Here is a 16,509-nt window from a genome sequence, read left to right on the forward strand (position 1 = left end):
CCCACCGACACGCTGCCGCCGGAGATGAGCCGCGTCCTGGCCGACTACGAGCGGCACCTCGCCGTCGAGCGCGACCTGAGCCCCCACAGCGTCCGCGCCTACCTCGCCGACGTCGCCGGCCTCCTCGAGCACGCCCGTCGCCTCGGCCACACCGACGTCGGCACCCTCGACCTCCGCACGCTGCGCAGCTGGCTGGCCAAGCAGCAGACGATGGGACTCTCCCGCACGACCCTCGCCCGCCGGGCGACCGCTGCGCGCGTGCTCACCGCCTGGCTCGCCCGCACCGGGCGGGCCCCCCAGGACGTCGGCGCCAGCCTCGCCAGCCCCCGGGCCCACCGGACCCTGCCCCCGGTGCTGCGCGCCGACGAGGCGGCCGACCTGATCCGGGCCGCGAGCGAGCTGGCCGACGACGGCAGCCCCGTGGGCCTGCGCGACGTCGCGATGCTCGAGCTGCTCTACGCCACGGGCGTCCGGGTCGGCGAGCTCGTCGGCCTCGACGTCGACGACGTCGACCGCGAGCGCAACGTCGTGCGGGTGCTCGGCAAGGGCCGCAAGGAGCGCACGGTCCCCTTCGGCCGGCCCGCCGCCCGCGCGGTCGACTTCTGGGTCCGGCACGGGCGACCGGCCCTCGTGCGCGCCGGGTCGGGCCCTGCGCTGTTCGTCGGCGTCAGGGGTGGTCGCATCGACCAGCGCGCCGTGCGGACCCTCGTGCACCGACGCATCGCGGACGTGCCCGGAGCCCCCGACATCGGACCCCACGGCCTGCGTCACACCGCGGCGACCCACCTGCTCGAGGGTGGCGCCGACCTGCGCTCGGTGCAGGAGCTGCTGGGCCACGCCTCCCTGGCCACGACGCAGCTCTACACGCACGTCACGACCGACCGCCTGCGCCGGGCCTACCAGCAGGCCCACCCCCGCGCCTAGGCCCACCGGGTGGCGCCTGCGCCGTGAGCCACCCGGGCCGTGAGCACCGCTGCCCGCGCCGCAGCACGGGTCGTCGAGCCGTCCGGGGCGACAGCACCGGTCGTGCGTCAGCCCCTCGGCCCCTCGGCCCCTCGGTCCACCAGCCCCAGCCACGGAGCCCACGGGACCCAGGCCACCCATGCGCCCCGGGGGAGCGGGGGCGCCCACGGCACCGGCGACGTCGCCGCCGGACCGGCCGGGCGCGGCCGGACCGTTCCCGCCGCCCCGCCCGACCCCAGGGGGAGCAGGCGCACGGGCCCGGCCCCCACCAGGCGCAGGGGGTCGAGGTAGGTGTCGGGATCCGCGATCCACCCCCAGTGCAGGCAGGAGCGGGGCGCGCAGTGCGAGCCGCCGACCTGCAGGGCCCCGATCTCCTCACCGCCGGAGACGGTGGAGCCCACCGCGGCGGTCCCGGCCACCGGCTCGTAGGTGGTGCGGGTCGCGCCGTGGTCGACCACGACCACGCCGCGGCCCGCGATGGTGCCGGCGAAGGAGACCGTGCCCGGGAGGGCCGCGCTCACCGCCTGGCCCGGCCGGCCGAGCAGGTCGACCCCTCGGTGGCCCGGCGCCCAGGGTGAGGCCGGCGCGTCGAAGCGCGCCGTCACTTCCGGAGGCGGGAGCAGGGGCCAGGTGCCCACCGGGTCGTCCCCGGCGCTGGCCGGCGCGACGACGCCGAGCAGCGACGCCAGCGTGAGTCCCGCGCCCGCCAGGAGCCGCCTCCGTGCCCGAGCGGAACCCGGCGGGCCGGCCGAGCCGGTCCCGGTGGTCCGGGGCGGCACGGCACGGACGGGGAGGGTCGGCGGGTGACGGCGCATGACCCCAGGCTCGAGGACCGTCGGGTGGACCGGGGAGAAGCGGGCGCACGGTGTGGAGGGAGCGCGGCGTCGCGCCGCCTGGGGGCGACTCGTGGGTCGTCGGATTGGGCTGCTGCGGCGGCCAGCGCGTAGGCTGGAGAGTGCGATCAGTGCGGCATGTCCGCAGTGGTCGACTTCGCACGTCGGCAGACCGCGTCGACCGCCCTCACCGGGGTGGTCGGTCTCCCGTGGGCGACGACCCTCGGTCCTGTGGCTCCCACTGCGCAGGTCGGGTCGCGTGCCGGCGTCAGGGCTCCCAGCACCCGCTGGGGGCGAACAACCGAGAACACGACCGGCCTCGAGCGCCGGTGCGTCCTCCCCGCCCCCGGGCGGAGGGCAAGGACGCACGCACGGGCTCGCGGCCACACAGGAGAAACCACACCATGGCAGTCGTCACCATGCGCCAGCTCCTCGAGAGCGGCGTCCACTTCGGGCACCAGACCCGTCGCTGGAACCCCAAGATGAAGCGCTTCATCATGACCGAGCGCAACGGCATCTACATCATCGACCTGCAGCAGTCGCTGGCCTACATCGACCGCTCCTACGCCTTCATCAAGGAGACCGTCTCGAAGGGCGGCACCGTGATGTTCGTGGGCACCAAGAAGCAGGCCCAGGAGGCGATCGCCGAGCAGGCGACCCGCGTCGGGATGCCCTACGTCAACCAGCGGTGGCTGGGCGGCATGCTCACCAACTTCCAGACGGTGCACCAGCGGATCAACCGTCTCAAGGAGCTCGACGAGCTCGACTTCGACAACGTCGCGGGCTCCGGTCGCACCAAGAAGGAGCTCCTGCAGATGAAGCGGGAGCGCGACAAGCTCGAGAAGACCCTGGGCGGCATCCGCGAGATGGGTCGCACCCCGTCGGCCGTGTGGATCGTCGACACCAAGAAGGAGCACCTCGCCGTCGAGGAGGCCCGCAAGCTCCGGATCCCGATCATCGGCATCCTGGACACCAACTGCGACCCCGACGAGGTCGACTTCCCGATCCCGGGCAACGACGACGCCATCCGCGCCGTCGGTCTGCTGACCCGCGTGGTCGCCGACGCCGTGGCCGAGGGCCTCATCGCCCGCTCCGGCGCCAAGACCGGGTCCGAGAGCGCCACCGCCGAGGAGCCGCTGGCCGAGTGGGAGCGCGAGCTCCTGGCCGGCGACGCCGAGAAGGCCGCCGAGACCGCCACCGCCTCCGACGCCACCGCGGAGGCCCCGGCCTCCGAGGCGACCGGTGCGTCCTCCGAGGGCGCCGAGTCCGCCGAGGTCGCCGCGTCGGCCGAGCCGGCCGCCGAGGCCCCCGCCGAGACCGAGACCGCCGAGGCCCCCGCGGCCGACGAGGCCAAGGCCTGATCCTGCTCCAGCCGTGACCACCGTCCGCGAGCGACGCTCGCGGACGGTGGCACGCCCGGACACCTCCCACTCACACAGAACCGAGGGACGAAGCACATGGCGAACATCTCCGCCGCGGACGTCAAGAAGCTCCGCGAGACCAGCGGCGCCGGCATGATGGACTGCAAGAAGGCGCTGACCGAGGCCGAGGGCGACTTCGACAAGGCCGTCGAGATCCTGCGCATCAAGGGTGGCAAGAAGATGGCCGAGCGCGCCGCCGAGCGCGAGGCCACCGCCGGCCTGGTCGCCACCTCCGGTGGTGCCCTCGTCGAGCTGCGCTGCGAGACCGACTTCGTCGCCAAGGGCGACGCCTTCGTCTCCGCCGCCCAGCGCATCGCCGACGCCGCCGACCAGGCCAAGGCCGTCGACGCCGAGGCGCTCAAGGCCGTCCCGCTCGACGGCAAGACCGTCGGCGAGGTCGTGGACGACCTGGCCGTCTCCATCGGCGAGAAGATCGAGCTGGGTCGTGTGGCCTACTTCGAGGGCCCCGTCGTGGTCTACATGCACAAGCGTGCCGCCGACCTCCCGCCGGCCGTGGGCGTCCTCGTCGAGTACGACGGCGACGAGACCGCCGCCAAGGGTGCCGCCATGCAGGTCGCCGCCATGCGCCCGCAGTACCTCACCCGCGACGAGGTCCCCGCCGACGTCGTCGCCAAGGAGCGCGAGATCGCCGAGGCGACCTCGCGCGAGGAGGGCAAGCCGGAGCAGGCCATCGCCAAGATCACCGAGGGTCGCCTCAACGGCTTCTTCAAGGACGTCGTGCTGCTCGAGCAGCCCTCGGTCACCGAGAACAAGAAGTCGGTCAAGGCCGTCCTGGACGAGGCCGGCACCACGCTGAAGCGCTTCGCCCGCTTCGAGGTCGGGGCCTGATCGCCACGACCCGTTCCGGCGTCATCCACTAGGTTGGCGCCACACGCTCGACGAGGAGGCCGGCCGACGATGACTCAGACCCTGATCATCGCCGCCGGCCTCCTCGCTGTGCACCCCCCGACCCGCTCTCGAAGGGACCGTCCGTGACCGGATACAAGCGTGTGCTCCTCAAGCTCTCCGGCGAGGTGTTCGGCGGCGGCAACGTCGGCATCGACCCCGACGTGGTGCAGGGCATCGCCAAGGAGATCGCCGCCGTGGCCGAGGCGGGCGTGCAGATCGCCGTCGTCACCGGCGGCGGCAACTTCTTCCGCGGCGCCGAGCTCCAGCAGCGGGGCATGGACCGTGTGCGGGCCGACTACATGGGCATGCTCGGGATCGTCATGAACTGCCTGGCGCTGCAGGACTTCCTGGAGAAGATGGGCGTCGAGACCCGGGTGCAGACCGCCATCACCATGGGTCAGGTCGCCGAGCCCTACGTGCCGCGCCGCGCGATCCGCCACATGGAGAAGGGCCGCGTCGTCATCTTCGGCGCCGGCATGGGCATGCCCTTCTTCTCCACCGACACCGTGGCCGTGCAGCGCGCGCTGGAGAGCCGCTGCGACGTGGTGCTGGTGGCCAAGAGCGGGGTCGACGGCGTCTACTCCGCCGACCCCCACCTCGACCCCACCGCGACCAAGTACGACGAGCTGACCTACGACGAGGCCATCTCGCAGGGCCTGCGGATCATGGACCAGACGGCGTTCGCCCTGTGCGGGGAGAACAAGCTGCCCATGATCGTCTTCGGCATGGAGCCCGAGGGCAACATCCTGCGCGTCGTGCAGGGTGAGAAGATCGGCACGCGGGTGAGCGCGGGCTGAGCGCCCGCCCCGCCCGCAGCAGTCCGCGACGACACAAGGAGCCCCTTCGGTGATCAACGACATCCTCAACGAGGCCGACAGCAAGATGAGCAAGTCGGTGGAGTCGACGCGCGAGGAGTTCGCCGCGATCCGCGCCGGCCGGGCCCACCCCAGCATGTTCAACAAGATCGTGGTCGACTACTACGGCTCGCCGACCCCGCTGCAGCAGCTGGCCAGCTTCACCGCCCCCGAGGCGCGGGTCATCCTGATCCAGCCCTACGACATGGGTGCGATGAACAACGTCGAGCGCGCGATCCGCGACTCCGACCTGGGCGTCAACCCCTCCAACGACGGCAAGGTGCTGCGCTGCGTGTTCCCCGAGCTCACCGAGGAGCGGCGCAAGGAGTACATCAAGGTCGCGCGCGGCAAGGCCGAGGACGGCCGGGTCGCGGTGCGCAACCTGCGTCGCACCGCGAAGCAGAACCTCGAGAAGCTCGAGAAGGACGGCGAGGTCGGCAAGGACGACGTCACCGGGGCCGAGAAGCGCCTCGACGGCACCACCAAGAAGCACACCGACGCGATCGACGAGATGCTCAAGAACAAGGAAGCGGAGCTGCTGGAGGTCTGAGACCTCCCACCACCGACTCGATGACAGACACCTCCCCGGACACCACCCCCGGCGCGACCCCACCGGTCAAGGACCACGGTCGCGCCGGGCGTGACCTGCCTGCCGCGTTCGCCTCGGCCTTCGTCCTGCTCGCGGCGATCGCCGCGTCGCTGCTGTTCTACAAGGCGGCCTTCATGGTCATCGTGGTCGCCGCCGTCGTGGTGGCGATCTGGGAGCTGCACCGTGGCTTCGGCGCCAAGGGCATCGACCTGCCCGAGCAGCCGCTCATGGTGGGTGGCGCCACGATGGTGGCCGTCGCCTACTTCTTCGGCGCCTCGGCCCTCGTCACCGCCACCGCGGTCGCCGCGCTGGTGATCATGCTGTGGCTGCTGCGCCGGGGCATCGACGGCTACGTCATGAACGCCACGGCGTCGGTCTTCACCCTCGTCTACGTGCCGTTCCTCGGCTCGTTCGTCGCGCTGCTGCTGGCCGAGGGCGGCTCGAGCGGCGCCGGCCTCGACAACGACGGCGTGCTGGCGGTCATCGTCTTCATCCTGGTCACCATCGCCTCCGACACCGGTGGCTACGTCGGCGGCGTGCTCTTCGGGCGACACCCGATGGCGCCGGTCATCTCCCCGAAGAAGTCCTGGGAGGGCTTCGCGGGGTCGGCGGTCGCCACCGTCGCCGGCGGCACGGCCCTCGTGGTGTGGCTGCTCGACGGCGACTGGTGGGTCGGCGTGGCCCTCGGCCTGATCACCGTCGTGATGGCCACCCTCGGTGACCTGTGCGAGTCGGTCATCAAGCGCGACCTCGGCATCAAGGACATGAGCCAGGTCATCCCGGGTCACGGCGGCCTCATGGACCGTCTCGACTCCCTGCTCGCCACGGCCGCGCCGATCTGGCTGCTGCTGCACTACGCCGTCTTCTAAGCCGGACCCTGCCGTGGCCGTCCACCTCGTGCGTCACGCGCGCCCGCTGGTCGAGCCGGGACGCCCGCCCCACACGTGGGGGCTGGACCCGGCGGGCTTCGACGAGGTCTGGGCGCTGCGCGAGTCGGGTCGGCTGCCGCGGCGGGCGGCATGGCTCAGCTCGCCCGAGCCGAAGGCGGTCGGGACCGCCCAGCTGTTGACCGACGGCGAGGTCGCCGTGCTCGACGGGCTGCGCGAGCACGTGCGGGAGTCGACGCAGTGGCTCGAGGACTTCCAGGCGGTCGTACGTCGTGCCTTCGCCGCCCCCGACGAGTCGGCCCACCCGGGCTGGGAGCCGCTCGCGGCCTGCCGGGAGCGGGTCGTGCGGGCCGTCGACGCCGTGCTCGCCGACCACGACGGGGACGAGGTCGTGCTCGTGGGCCACGGCACGGCGTGGACCCTGGTCGCGGCGCACCTGCGCGGCGAGGCGCCCGACCTCGACCGGTGGGAGCGGCTGGGCATGCCCGACGTGATCCGTGTCGACGACCCGCGCCGGGGCCCGCGGGCGCGGTGAGCGGCCCGCGCGGGCCGGCAGGTGAGATATTGCCTCCCATGGACACGACCCCCGACCGGCCCGTCGCCACGACGCCGGACCCGTCGCACGAGCCCGCGACCGCGGAGGCCAGCCGCGCCCGGACCTCGGAGGTCGACCCGCCCGAGCCGGGCGGGAGCAGCAGGGCCGACGAGGCCGCCCAGGAGGACGAGGGCGCCGGCGGGGGCCCGAGCTGGTGGCACCGTGACCACCCGACCTTCACCGCGCTGTCCGGCTTCTTCACCGGGCTGCTCTTCCTCATCCTGGTGCCGGGCGTCTACGGCGCGGTGCTCAACGCGATGGTCGCCTACGACACCGCGGAGCGGCTCTTCCCCTACGTGCTCGTGGCGCTGCTCGTGCCCGCGGTGCTGCTCGTCGTGCCGCGCACCCGGCGGTTCGGCCGCTACATGGCGCTCGGCCTGGTCTCGACGGCCGTGGTCGTGCTGGGCGTCGGCGGCCTCGTGCTCTGGATCCTGGTGGCCCGCGGCTGAGCGGGCTGGCCGTGCGACCGGCTCAGCCGGGTGGTGCGGCGTCGGGGTCCTCGTCGACCACCCAGTGCAGGGTGCGCTGCACCGCGCGGTCCCAGGCGGCCCGCTCCCGGCGGCGCACGACGGGGCTCATCGACGGCTCCCACAGCGCCGCGCGGCGCCACGTGCCGCGCAGGACGTCGAGGTCGGGCCAGAAGCCGACGGCCAGGCCGGCGGCGTAGGCCGCCCCGAGCGAGACCGACTCGGCCACCAACGGCCGCTCGACCGGCACGTCGAGCACGTCGGCGACCGTCTGCATCAGCAGGTGGTTGGCGGTCATGCCGCCGTCGACCCGCAGCCGCGACAGGGTCAGCGAGGTGTCGAGGTCGACGGCCTCCACCACCTCGCAGGTCTGCCAGGCGGTGGCCTCGAGCACGGCCCGGGCGAGGTGCCCGCGGGTGACGTAGGACGTGAGGCCCACGACGACGCCGCGCGCGTCGGCCTGCCAGCGGGGGGCGAAGAGGCCGGCGAAGGCCGGCACGATGTAGCACCCGCCGTTGTCCTCCACGCGACGTGCGAGGGTCTCGATCTCGGGGGCCGAGGAGATCATCTCCAGCGAGTCGCGGAACCACTGCACGAGCGCCCCGGCCACGGCGATCGACCCCTCGGTGGCGTAGACGGGCCTCTCGCCCTCGAGGGCGTAGGCGACCGTCGAGAGCAGGCCGTGCGTGGAGGGCGTGACGCTGGCGCCGGTGTTCATCAGCAGGAAGGCGCCGGTGCCGTAGGTGCACTTGGCCTCGCCCTCGTCGAAGCAGGTCTGCCCGAAGAGCGCGGCCTGCTGGTCGCCGAAGGCGCCGCCGATGACGACACCCGGCAGCCCGACCGTGCAGGTGCCGTAGACCTGGGCGTTGGGGCGGATCTCGGGCAGCATCGCCGCCGGCACGTCGAGGGCGTCGAGCAGGCGCTGGTCCCACTGCAGGGTGTGGATGTCCATCAGCATGGTGCGGCTGGCGTTGGTGACGTCGGTGACGTGGACGCCCCCGTCGGGGCCGCCGGTGAGGTTCCAGATCAGCCAGGACTCCATGGTGCCGAAGGCGACCTCGCCGAGCCGGGCCCGGCGCTGCAGGCCCGGCACGTGGTCGAGCAGCCACCGCAGCCGGGGTGCGGCGAAGTAGCCGGCCGGTGTCAGCCCGCAGACCTCCTCGAAGAGCGGCGCGGCGGCGCTGCGGCCGAGCTCGGCGACCAGGTCGGCGGTGCGGGTGTCCTGCCAGGTGATGGCGGGTGCGACCGGTCGACCGGTGGCGCGGTCCCAGACCACCGTGGTCTCGCGCTGGTTGGCGATGCCCACCGCGGCCACGTCGGAGGGCTGGAGCCCTGCGAGCGCCAGGGCCTCGGGCAGCACCCGCAGCGTGTTGGCCCAGATCTCGGCCGCGTCGTGCTCGGCCCAGCCGGGCCGGGGGTAGTGCTGGTGGTGCTCGTGCTGCGCGACCGAGACCATCCGCCCCGCGTGGTCGAAGAGCAGGCACCGCGTGGAGGTGGTGCCCTGGTCGATCGAGGCGACGTACGACGCGCTCACAGCCGCTCCTGCAGGGTCGAGGAGACGGCGTGGGCGGCGGCGACGACCTGCGTGACCAGGTCGTCGCGGGGCTCGCCGGACGGCCCGAGGACGCGGTCGCGCGGTCCGCTGACGCCGAGCGCGCCCACCCCCACCCCGAGCCTGTGCCCCAGGTGGCGGCGCAGGGGAGCCGCGAGGGTGGCGACACCAGGGCGCAGCGTGCTGTCGACGCAGGCCCATCCCTGGCGGCGGGCCAGCTGCATCGCGCGGGCGAGCGAGACCCGGGGGGTCGGGTCGCCGGCCTCGCGGGCCGCGGACGCGCTCACCGCGGGGGAGAAGGCGAGCAGCACGAGTCCGAGGGCGCTGGTGGCCAGCGGCTGCAGCTCACCGACGCGCAGGCGCTGGGGCGAGCCGTCGGGGCGGAAGACGTGGTGCACGAGCTCGACGGTGCGCCCGGTCAGCACGCCCAGCTCGACCTCCATGCCGGTGCGGGCCGCGAGCCCGTCGGCCCAGTTGACGGCGCGCGAGCGCAGCAGGTGGGGATCGAGCCCCTCGCCCAGGGTGGCCAGGCCCGAGCCCAGGGCGTAGCGGCCGGTGTCGGGCTCCTGGGTCACGAAGCCGACCTCGCACAGGGTGCGCACGATCCCGTGCACCGTGGGCTTGGGCAGGTCGAGCAGCCGGGAGAGCTCCCCGAGCGCCACCGGCTCGTGCACCGCGCCGAGCACGTGGAGCACGGCCGCGGCCCGCTCGATGGACTGGATGGTGGCCATCGGGTGATCGTAGGCGTTCGACATCGACGAACGCACGTTCGACGATGTCGAACGACGGGCCTCGCCTGTGACGCGCGTCTCGTGTTGGCTGTGACCGGCGCCACCCCCGAGTCCCGGAGGAGCACGGCGCGTCCGGGAGGAGAGACAGTTGCGGTCCACGAAGAACCCCCTGGTCGGCGAGCTCTGTGCAGAGTTCGCCGGCACGATGATCCTGATCCTGTTCGGCACGGGCGTGGTCGCCCAGGTGTCGACCAGCGCCGACGGCAGCCTCGGCGACCACGACTCGATCGCCTGGGCCTGGGGCCTCGGCGTCACGCTGGGCGTCTACGTCGCCGCCCGCCTGTCGGGCGCCCACCTCAACCCCGCGGTCACCATCGCGCTCGCGGCCTTCAAGGGCTTCTCCTGGCGCAAGGTGCTGCCCTACTCCCTCGCCCAGCTCCTCGGCGCCTTCGTCGCGGCACTCATCGTGCGCGCCACCTACGCCGACCTCATCGCGACCGTCGACCCCGACCACACCATCAAGACCCAGGGCATCTTCTCCACGCTGCCCGGCAACGGCGGCGCGGGCGTCAGCATCCCCACGGCCTTCCTCGACCAGGTCGTCGGCACCGCGATCCTCGTCTTCGTGATCTTCGCCCTCACCACGGCGTGGAACAACCCGCCCCTGGCCAACCTCGGACCGGTCGTGGTCGGCCTGCTCGTGGTCGCCATCGGCATGGCCTTCGGCGCCAACGCCGGCTACGCCATCAACCCCGCCCGCGACCTCGGGCCGCGCCTGGCCTCGCTCATGACCGGCTACGGCGGGGCGCTCAACGACCAGAACGGCGACCTCTACTTCTGGTTGCCGATCATCGCCCCGATCATCGGCGGCCTCATCGGCGGCGCGCTCTTCAAGCTGCTCATCGAGAACCACCTCACCGAGGACCCCGCCGACGGCGCCCAGGACGAGGCGGTCAGCGAGCCCCGGCCCAACCAGTGACCGGGCCCGTCACCAGCCCCGTCACCAGCCCCGTCACCAGCCCCAGCACCACCCCCAGCACCACCCCCAGCACCACCCCCAGCACCAGCAGCACCCACCCACACCAGGAGGCACGCATGGCCGAGTACGTCGGAGCCGTCGACCAGGGCACCACCAGCACCCGCTTCATGATCTTCGACCACGGCGGCAACGAGGTGGCCCGCCACCAGCTCGAGCACGAGCAGATCCTGCCGCAGGCCGGCTGGGTGGAGCACGACCCGGTGGAGATCTGGGAGCGCACCCGCTCGGTCATCGAGACCGGGCTCGGCAAGGCCAAGCTCACCGCCGAGGACCTCTGCGCGCTCGGCATCACCAACCAGCGCGAGACCACCGTGGTGTGGAACCGCACGACCGGGCGGCCCTACTACAACGCCATCGTGTGGCAGGACACCCGCACCGACCGGATCGCCAGCAAGCTCGAGCGCGACGGCCACGGCGACCTGATCCGCGAGCGGGCGGGCCTGCCGCCCGCGACGTACTTCTCCGGCGGCAAGATCCAGTGGATCCTGGAGAACGTCGACGGGGTCCGCGAGGCCGCGGAGGCCGGCGACGCGATCTTCGGCAACACCGACTCCTGGCTGATCTGGAACCTCACCGGCGGCACCGACGGCGGCGTGCACGTCACCGAGCCGACCAACGCCAGCCGCACCATGCTGATGGACCTCGAGACCCTGCAGTGGGACGACGAGCTGCTGGCCCTGTTCGACATCCCGCGCCAGATGCTGCCCGAGATCCGCTCCTCCTCCGAGCCCGGCGGCTACGGCACCACCCGGGCCAACGGCCCGCTGCGCGGCGAGGTGCCCCTCACCGGCATCCTCGGCGACCAGCAGGCCGCCACGGTGGGCCAGGTCTGCTTCGCCCCCGGCGAGGCCAAGAACACCTACGGCACCGGCAACTTCATGCTCCTCAACACCGGCACCGAGCTGGTGCGGTCGAAGTCGGGCCTGCTCACCACGGTCTGCTACAAGTTCGGCGACCAGGACACCGTCTACGCCCTCGAGGGCTCCATCGCGGTGACCGGCTCGGCGGTGCAGTGGCTGCGCGACCAGCTCGGGATCATCTCCGGCGCCGCCCAGAGCGAGTCGCTGGCCCGCCAGGTCGACGACAACGGCGGGGTCTACTTCGTGCCGGCCTTCTCGGGCCTCTTCGCGCCCTACTGGCGCTCCGACGCGCGCGGCGCCATCGTGGGGCTCTCGCGCTTCAACACCAACGCCCACCTGGCGCGCGCCACGCTGGAGTCGATCTGCTACCAGTCGCGCGACGTCGCGGAGGCCATGGAGAAGGACTCCGGCGTCACCCTGGAGGTGCTCAAGGTCGACGGCGGGGTGACCGCCAACGAGCTGTGCATGCAGATCCAGGCCGACGTGCTCGGCGTCGAGGTCAGCCGACCGGTCGTGGCCGAGACCACGGCGCTCGGTGCCGCCTACGCCGCCGGTCTGGCCGTCGGGTTCTGGAACAACACCGACGAGCTGCGCGAGAACTGGAACGAGGCGAGGAGATGGTCGCCACAGTGGGATGAGGAGCGTCGCCAGGCGGGTTACACCCAGTGGAAGAAGGCGGTCGAGCGCACGCTGGACTGGGTCGACGTGGAGTGACGTCGACCCCGGCCCGGCCGGTCGCCGCCTGACCGGCCGGCCCGAGCCCGCTCCACCCCGGCACCACGCAGCCCAGGAACCACCGGCACCACCCGTCGTACCGCACCCGCCCCACCGTCGAGAGGACACCCTGATGAGGTCCGTCGCCCTGTCACCCGAGCTGCGCGAGCAGTCCCTGGAGGCCATGGCCTCCGAGGAGCTGGACATCCTGGTCATCGGCGGTGGGGTGGTCGGCGCGGGCAGCGCGCTCGACGCCGCCACCCGCGGGCTGAAGGTGGGGCTGGTCGAGGCCCGCGACTTCGCCTCCGGCACCTCGAGCCGCTCCAGCAAGCTGGTCCACGGTGGCCTGCGCTACCTGGAGATGCTCGACTTCCGCCTCGTCGCCGAGGCGCTCAAGGAGCGCGGCCTGCTGCTGCAGGAGCTCGCCCCGCACCTCGTGCACCCCGTGGCCTTCCTCTACCCGCTCCAGCACCGCGGCTGGGAGCGGCTCTACGCCGGCTCCGGCGTCGCGCTCTACGACGCCATGAGCCGCATCTCCGGGCGGGCGGGCGTGCCGCTGCACCAGCACCTCACCCGACGCGGCGCCCGCAAGCTGGTGCCGTCGCTGCGCAAGGACGCCCTGGTCGGCGCGCTGAAGTACTACGACGCCCAGGTCGACGACGCCCGCCACACCATGTTCATCGCCCGCACCGCGGCGGCCTACGGCGCCCACGTGGCCTCCCGCGCCCGCGTCGTGGAGCTGCTGCGCGAGGGGGAGCGGGTCACCGGCGCCGTGGTGCGCGACCTCGAGAACGACCGCACCGTCACGATCCGCGCCAAGCAGGTCGTCAACGCCACCGGCGTGTGGACCGACGAGACCCAGTCGCTGGGCGGCCAGCGCGGCCAGTTCCACGTGCGCGCCAGCAAGGGCATCCACCTCGTCGTGCCCAAGGACCGCATCCGCTCCGAGGTCGGGATGATCCTGCGCACCGAGAAATCGGTGCTCTTCGTCATCCCGTGGGGCCGCCACTGGATCATCGGCACCACCGACACCGACTGGGCCCTCGACAAGGCCCACCCCGCGGCCAGCGAGGCCGACATCGACTACCTGCTCGAGCACGTCAACGCCGTGCTCGAGACCCCGCTGACCCGCTCCGACGTCGAGGGCGTCTACGCCGGGCTGCGCCCGCTGCTGGAGGGGGAGTCGGAGGCCACCTCCAAGCTCTCCCGCGAGCACGCCGTCGGCCACCCGGCCCCCGGCCTGGTCGTGGTCGCGGGCGGCAAGTACACGACGTACCGGATCATGGCCCAGGACGCCGTCGACGAGGCCGTCTTCGGGCTGTCCTCGCAGTTCGACCGCGTGGTCGGCACGTCGGTCACCGACAAGATCCCGCTGCTGGGCGCGGAGGGCTACCACGCGCTGCTCAACTCCCGCCACGTGCTGGCCCAGCGCTCGGGCCTGCACGAGGTCTGGATCGAGCACCTGCTCAAGCGCTACGGCTCGCTGGTCCACGAGCTGCTCGACCTGGTCGCGGCCGACCCGGGCCTCGGCGAGCCGCTGGCCGCGGCGCCCGACTACCTGCGCGTGGAGGCGGTCTACGCCGCCAGCCATGAGGGCGCCCGCCACCTCGACGACGTGCTCACCCGTCGCATCCGGCTCTCGATCGAGACCTTCGACCGCGGCGTCGGGGCGGCCGAGGAGGTCGCCGAGCTGGTCGGCGGCGTGCTCGGGTGGAGCGAGGAGCAGCGCTCCCTGGAGATCGAGCACTACCGCAAGCGGGTCGAGGCCGAGCGCGAGAGCCAGCAGATGCCCGACGACGCCACCGCCGACGCCGCCCGCCTCGGCGCGCCCGACGTGGTGCCGCTGAGCTGACCTGCCGGCCCGGCCGCCGTCCGCGGACTCGCCGCGGGCGGGGCCGGGGTGGGAGAATCGGAGCCCTGATGTCCCAGAACCCTGACCCGACCCCCGCCACCGCACCGTCCGCCGGCACCACCGGGACCCCTGAGGCCCCCGGTGCCTCCGCCGACGCCGTCGCGGCCGGCGCCCCCGAGGGTGCACTCACCCTGCCGCTGGTCTTCGAGGAGCCGCGGGGGCGCAAGAAGCCGCCGCGCCACCTCGCCGACCTGACCTCCGCGGAGCGCAAGACGCTGCTGGAGGACAACGGGCTGCCCGGCTTCCGGGCCAAGCAGCTCTCGACGCACTACTTCGCGCGCCTGGCCGACGACCCCGAGCAGATGACCGACCTGCCGGCCGCCCAGCGCGCCGAGCTCGTCTCCACGCTGCTGCCGAGCCTCATGACGCCGCTGCGCACGATGGAGGCCGACAAGGGCACCACGCGCAAGACGCTGTGGAAGCTCTTCGACGGCGCCCTGGTCGAGTCGGTGCTCATGCGCTACCCCGACCGCGCCACGGTGTGCGTCTCGAGCCAGGCCGGCTGCGGCATGGCCTGCCCCTTCTGCGCCACCGGGCAGGGCGGCCTGCAGCGCAACATGAGCACCGCCGAGATCGTCGAGCAGGTCGTCGCCGGAGCGCGCTCGATGGCCCGCGGCGAGGTGCCCGGCGGCCCCGGCCGCGTCTCCAACGTGGTCTTCATGGGCATGGGCGAGCCGCTGGCCAACTACAAGGCCGTCATCGGCGCCGTGCGGCGCCTCACCGACCCCGCGCCCGACGGCCTCGGCATGTCGGCGCGCGGCGTGACGGTCTCCACCGTCGGCCTCGTGCCCCGCATCCGTCAGCTCACCACCGAGGGCATCCCGGTGACCCTCGCGCTGAGCCTGCACGCCCCCGACGACGAGCTGCGCAACGAGCTGGTGCCGATCAACACCCGCTACTCGGTCGCCGAGACCGTCGAGGCGGCGTGGGACTACGCCCGCCAGACCAAGCGCCGCGTCTCCATCGAGTACGCCATGATGCGCGGCATCAACGACCAGGCCTGGCGCGCCGACCTGCTCGGCGACGTGCTCGGCTCCTACGGCGACTGGGGCTGGGTGCACGTCAACCTCATCCCGCTCAACCCCACGCCGGGATCGAAGTGGACCGCGTCCGACCCCGCCGACGAGCGGGAGTTCGTGCGTCGCCTCGAGGCCAAGGGCATCCCGACCACGGTGCGCGACACCCGCGGCCGCGAGATCGACGGCGCCTGCGGTCAGCTGGCCGCCGCCGAGTGACCCCCCGAGGGCCGGGAGCAGCATGACGCTGACGCACGAGGACGTGGCCGCGGCGGCGGCGGCGTGGGTGTGGGTGCCCGACAACGCCCGGCGCATCCGGGGCGAGGGATGGCAGCTCGTGCGCTTCCCCGACTGGTTCGAGCACCCCCTGGAGCTGGTGTCGCTGGACCAGGACCGGGACGTCGCGGCGCTCGTCGACGACGCGCTCGTCGCGGCGCGGGCCGAGGCGGTGCCCGGTGTCGTCGAGCAGGTGGTCTGCTGGGCCAGGCTCGGCGCGGCCGACGCCGTGGCCGACGCGCTGCTCGCACGCGGCGGCGTGCTCGACGAGACCCTCGACGTCATGGCCCTCGACCTCGCCGGTCCGCCTCCCGACCTGGGTCAGCCCCCGTCGGCGGAGGTCGAGCTCCGCTGGACCGTCGACGTCGCCACCGCCCAGGACTCCTTCGCCGTCGGCGCCGAGGTGTTCGGCGGCAGCACCCCCTCGCTCCCCGAGGTCGAGGCCTACGTCGCGCGCGCGGGCGACGACCTGGCCGCCGGTGCCGGCGGCGCCGTCGTCGCCTACCTCGGCGACCGACCGGTCGCCAGCGCCGGCCTCACCGTCGTCGACGGCGTGGCCCGCCTCCGGGGCGGCGCGGTCGTCGCCTCCGAGCGCGGCCGTGGGCTCTACCGCACCCTCCTCGCCGAGCGGCTCGTCTACGCGCTGGCCCACGACGCCCGCATGGCCCTGGTCAAGGGACGCGTCGAGACCTCCGGCCCGATCCTGCGGCGCGTCGGCTTCGTGCCCCACGGCCAGGAGCGCTCCTACGCCGTGCCCCTGACGGCACCGCCGGCACCGCCGGGGCCGCCGGGCGACGCGGGTGCGCCGGGAGCGCGCGCGTAGGAGACCGACGGGCACGCACGGTTCACGTGCCGGTCACCCCGTCGGCCCGGGCCGTTGCCCGGCGCTCC

Annotated in this window: 17 protein-coding genes; 13 read left to right on the forward strand and 4 right to left on the reverse strand. The window is 73.2% G+C overall.

Annotated features, from left to right (window positions below):
* The first annotated feature begins 24 nt into the window (after positions 1–24).
* Complete coding sequence (locus ASF47_RS02325; RefSeq protein WP_056862902.1) at positions 25–924, forward strand: tyrosine recombinase XerC; 900 nt, start codon at positions 25–27, stop codon at positions 922–924.
* Between the two features lie 107 nt (positions 925–1,031).
* Here the strand turns inward: ASF47_RS02325 and ASF47_RS20500 are convergent, their stop codons facing one another.
* The gene (locus ASF47_RS20500) at positions 1,032–1,601 is read right to left on the reverse strand and encodes a M23 family metallopeptidase (protein ID WP_235558585.1); all 570 of its coding nucleotides are present in this window, start codon (positions 1,599–1,601) and stop codon (positions 1,032–1,034) included.
* 599 nt (positions 1,602–2,200) lie between these two features.
* Between ASF47_RS20500 and rpsB the strand changes: the two genes are divergently transcribed.
* The 7 genes from rpsB to ASF47_RS21625 all read left to right on the forward strand — a co-directional run bounded on the left by rpsB (position 2,201) and on the right by ASF47_RS21625 (position 7,500).
* Complete coding sequence (gene rpsB, locus ASF47_RS02335; RefSeq protein WP_056862383.1) at positions 2,201–3,157, forward strand: 30S ribosomal protein S2; 957 nt, start codon at positions 2,201–2,203, stop codon at positions 3,155–3,157.
* 96 nt (positions 3,158–3,253) lie between these two features.
* On the forward strand, positions 3,254–4,066 hold the full coding sequence (tsf, locus tag ASF47_RS02340; RefSeq protein WP_056862384.1) for a translation elongation factor Ts: 813 nt from the start codon (positions 3,254–3,256) through the stop codon (positions 4,064–4,066).
* Positions 4,067–4,209: 143 nt separating this feature from the next.
* The gene (pyrH, locus tag ASF47_RS02345) at positions 4,210–4,923 is read left to right on the forward strand and encodes a UMP kinase (RefSeq protein WP_056862385.1); all 714 of its coding nucleotides are present in this window, start codon (positions 4,210–4,212) and stop codon (positions 4,921–4,923) included.
* A gap of 52 nt (positions 4,924–4,975) precedes the next feature.
* Complete coding sequence (frr, locus tag ASF47_RS02350; protein WP_200918953.1) at positions 4,976–5,530, forward strand: ribosome recycling factor; 555 nt, start codon at positions 4,976–4,978, stop codon at positions 5,528–5,530.
* Between the two features lie 20 nt (positions 5,531–5,550).
* A complete protein-coding gene (locus ASF47_RS02355; protein ID WP_056862387.1) occupies positions 5,551–6,438 on the forward strand; it encodes a phosphatidate cytidylyltransferase in 888 nt (295 codons plus the stop codon).
* Positions 6,439–6,451: 13 nt separating this feature from the next.
* Positions 6,452–6,991 (forward strand): histidine phosphatase family protein, encoded by a 540-nt coding sequence (locus ASF47_RS02360; RefSeq protein WP_056862388.1) that lies wholly within the window; start codon positions 6,452–6,454, stop codon positions 6,989–6,991.
* A 38-nt stretch (positions 6,992–7,029) separates the two neighbouring features.
* Positions 7,030–7,500: a hypothetical protein gene (locus ASF47_RS21625; RefSeq protein WP_200918920.1), complete on the forward strand. Its 471-nt coding sequence runs from the start codon at positions 7,030–7,032 to the stop codon at positions 7,498–7,500.
* Between the two features lie 22 nt (positions 7,501–7,522).
* Here ASF47_RS21625 and glpK (ASF47_RS02370) read toward each other — a convergent pair whose 3' ends face one another.
* Together glpK (ASF47_RS02370) and ASF47_RS02375 are read right to left on the reverse strand one after the other, a co-directional pair.
* Positions 7,523–9,052: a glycerol kinase GlpK gene (gene glpK / locus ASF47_RS02370; RefSeq protein ID WP_056862389.1), complete on the reverse strand. Its 1,530-nt coding sequence runs from the start codon at positions 9,050–9,052 to the stop codon at positions 7,523–7,525.
* A complete protein-coding gene (locus tag ASF47_RS02375) occupies positions 9,049–9,801 on the reverse strand; it encodes an IclR family transcriptional regulator (RefSeq protein ID WP_056862903.1) in 753 nt (250 codons plus the stop codon). The genes glpK (ASF47_RS02370) and ASF47_RS02375 overlap by 4 nt, the downstream gene beginning before the upstream one ends.
* Before the next feature lie 148 nt (positions 9,802–9,949).
* Between ASF47_RS02375 and ASF47_RS02380 the strand changes: the two genes are divergently transcribed.
* Positions 9,950–10,780, forward strand: coding sequence for an MIP/aquaporin family protein (locus tag ASF47_RS02380; RefSeq protein ID WP_227489291.1), 831 nt, complete (start codon positions 9,950–9,952; stop codon positions 10,778–10,780).
* On the opposite strand, the gene ASF47_RS20930 is transcribed toward ASF47_RS02380, so the two are convergent.
* Positions 10,755–10,898: a hypothetical protein gene (locus tag ASF47_RS20930; protein WP_156697689.1), complete on the reverse strand. Its 144-nt coding sequence runs from the start codon at positions 10,896–10,898 to the stop codon at positions 10,755–10,757. The genes ASF47_RS02380 and ASF47_RS20930 overlap by 26 nt on opposite strands.
* On the opposite strand from ASF47_RS20930, the gene glpK (ASF47_RS02385) reads away from it, so the two are divergent.
* From glpK (ASF47_RS02385) to ASF47_RS02400, 4 genes are all read left to right on the forward strand, one after another.
* Complete coding sequence (gene glpK / locus ASF47_RS02385) at positions 10,897–12,414, forward strand: glycerol kinase GlpK (protein WP_056862905.1); 1,518 nt, start codon at positions 10,897–10,899, stop codon at positions 12,412–12,414. The genes ASF47_RS20930 and glpK (ASF47_RS02385) overlap by 2 nt on opposite strands.
* 133 nt (positions 12,415–12,547) lie before the next feature.
* Positions 12,548–14,266, forward strand: coding sequence for a glycerol-3-phosphate dehydrogenase/oxidase (locus ASF47_RS02390; RefSeq protein WP_056862390.1), 1,719 nt, complete (start codon positions 12,548–12,550; stop codon positions 14,264–14,266).
* A 68-nt stretch (positions 14,267–14,334) separates the two neighbouring features.
* Complete coding sequence (rlmN, locus tag ASF47_RS02395; RefSeq protein ID WP_235558586.1) at positions 14,335–15,561, forward strand: 23S rRNA (adenine(2503)-C(2))-methyltransferase RlmN; 1,227 nt, start codon at positions 14,335–14,337, stop codon at positions 15,559–15,561.
* 22 nt (positions 15,562–15,583) lie between these two features.
* Positions 15,584–16,441: a hypothetical protein gene (locus ASF47_RS02400; protein WP_056862391.1), complete on the forward strand. Its 858-nt coding sequence runs from the start codon at positions 15,584–15,586 to the stop codon at positions 16,439–16,441.
* The last annotated feature ends 68 nt before the right edge of the window (positions 16,442–16,509 follow it).

Origin of the sequence: Nocardioides sp. Leaf285 (assembly GCF_001422955.1) — a bacterium.
Taxonomy (GTDB): Bacteria; Actinomycetota; Actinomycetes; order Propionibacteriales; family Nocardioidaceae; genus Nocardioides; species Nocardioides kribbensis.